This window comes from Rickettsia sp. TH2014 (assembly GCF_019249195.1).
GTDB classification, from domain to species: Bacteria; Pseudomonadota; Alphaproteobacteria; order Rickettsiales; family Rickettsiaceae; genus Rickettsia; species Rickettsia felis.
The window spans coordinates 93-2,490 of record NZ_MXAX01000170.1; the positions used below are offsets into that span (position 1 = coordinate 93).

Consider the following 2,398-nt stretch of genomic DNA (forward strand, 5'->3'; position numbering starts at 1 on the left):
TGTCTGTAAGATTAAATCTTGACTTCTACATCAAATTGAAAACATTACTATTCGAATATTAAAAATAGGACACCGCAGAGATTGTTACGATTATGAAAGAAGCTAAAATAGAAAGTATTGACTTTGGTAATGCGTTATCGGAGCGTTATCTTGCTTATGCGTTGTCAACGATTATGTCACGTTCGCTTCCTGACGTACGCGATGGACTTAAGCCTGTACATCGTAGGTTGTTATACGCAATGCTACAGCTAAGACTTGAGCCGAATTCTGGTTATAAAAAATGTGCAAGAGTAGTCGGTGACGTAATAGGTAAATACCACCCGCACGGTGATGTGGCAGTGTATGATACCTTGGTACGTCTTGCTCAGTATTTTTCGCTTCGTTATCCTTTAATTGACGGACAGGGTAATTTCGGCTCTATCGATGGCGATAATGCAGCAGCTATGCGTTATACCGAATCACGCATGACGGAAATATGTACTTTATTAATGGTAGATATTGATAAAGATACGGTAGATTTTCGCCCTACTTACGACGATTCAGATTTAGAACCGATAATAATGCCCGCAGGTTTTCCGAACTTACTAGCTAACGGTTCGGAAGGTATAGCAGTCGGTATGGCAACCAATATACCGCCGCATAATTTACATGAGTTATGTGATGCTCTAATGTATTTAATCGACCACTCGAAAGCTGAAATTAATGATATAATGAATTTCATTAAAGGTCCTGATTTTCCAACCGGCGGCATAATTATTGATAAAGCCGAATTTATAAATGCTGCATATACTACTGGGCGTGGTAGTTTTAGAGTGAGAAGCAGATGGGAGAAAGAGGAGCTAAGTTACGGTACATATCAGATAGTCGTAACCGAGATACCTTATCAAATTCAAAAATCAAAACTTATAGAACAAATAGCGGTATTACTAAAGGATAAAAAAATCCCGCTTGTCGGCAATATTAGGGATGAATCAACCGACGTTATAAGATTGGTTATAGAGCCGAGAGATCGGGGATGTGATCCACAAATAGTTATGGAATCTCTATTCAAGCTAACGAATTTAGAAAGCCGTATTCAGCTAAATATGAATGTAATCGGTAGTAATAACGTGCCGAGAGTAATGAATATTTTAGAAGTTTTACAAGAGTTTTTAGCTCATAGACAAAATATTGTTACTCGCAGGTCAACTTATCTTTTAAACAAAATCAAGCATCGTTTAGAAATTCTAGAAGGTCTTAGAATAGCTTATCTAAATCTTGATGAGATAATTAAAATTATTCGTGAAGAGGATGAACCGAAAGCTATAATGATGGAGCGGTTTAAACTAACCGAAATACAGGTAGAAGCGATATTAAATACTCGTCTTCGCTCGTTACGCAAACTTGAAGAGCAGGAAATTATTAATGAGCATAGTAACTTGCAGAAGCAACAAGCTATATTAGAAGAGATTTTAAATAATCCTAAAGAACTATGGAAAATAGTTAAAAAAGAAATCAAAGCAGTACAAACGAAATTTGGATTAAATACAGTAATAGGAGCTAGACGTACAAGCTTTGAAGAAGTAACGCTTACGAATCAGGTAGTTGATATAACAGCGTTTATTACTAAAGAACCGATTACTATTATCTGCTCAAAAATGGGGTGGGTGCGTTCGTTAAAAGGTCATAACACCGATTTATCGAATATTAAATATAAAGAAGGTGATGCAGAGAAGTTTATTATAGAAGCTTACACGACCGATAAGATACTAATAGTAAGTTCGGAAGGTAGGTTTTTTACTTTGCTTGCTGATAATATTTCCAAAGGTAAAGGAACCGGCGAATCTATAAAGCTGCTTGTCGATATAGGCAATAACGATATTACAAATATTTTAGTCTACAAGCCTGATCAGCTTTTATTACTCGCAAGTAGTATAGGTAAGGGATTCTTGGTTAATTCAAATGAAGTAATGGCTCAAACAAAAACAGGAAAGCAAATTATGAGCGTGCCTGATGGTCACGCATGTATAGCATGTTTACCTGTAAACGGGGATAGTATTGCTTGCATCGGTGAAAGCCGTAAATTACTGGTATTTAACATAGGTGAGATACCGGAAATGAAAAAGGGACAAGGCGTAACGCTGCAAAAATTTAAGAATGCAAAGTTACTTGATATTAAAATATTTAATAAAGAAGATGGCTTAGGTTGGAACAACAATGGAAAAGTAAAACTTGAGAAAAACATCATTGCATTTTTAGGAAAAAGAGGGGGTACCGGTAAATTACCGCCTATGGGCTTCCCTCAAAATAATAGATTTTCATCATAATAATTTGTGTGATTTATAGACATAGTTACAATAAGGATGTAAGCTCAAATGTAATTTAGTTATCATGTAATAGTTGAGATTTAATCTTACAT

General features: G+C 35.7%; 1 protein-coding gene. It reads left to right on the plus strand.

Annotated elements, in window-relative coordinates; all coding sequences use genetic code 11:
- The first annotated feature begins 92 nt into the window (after positions 1 to 92).
- Entirely contained in the window at positions 93 to 2,306 is a 2,214-nt protein-coding gene (gene parC, locus KYQ89_RS03280) for a DNA topoisomerase IV subunit A (RefSeq protein ID WP_218460388.1), read from the plus strand.
- The last annotated feature ends 92 nt before the right edge of the window (positions 2,307 to 2,398 follow it).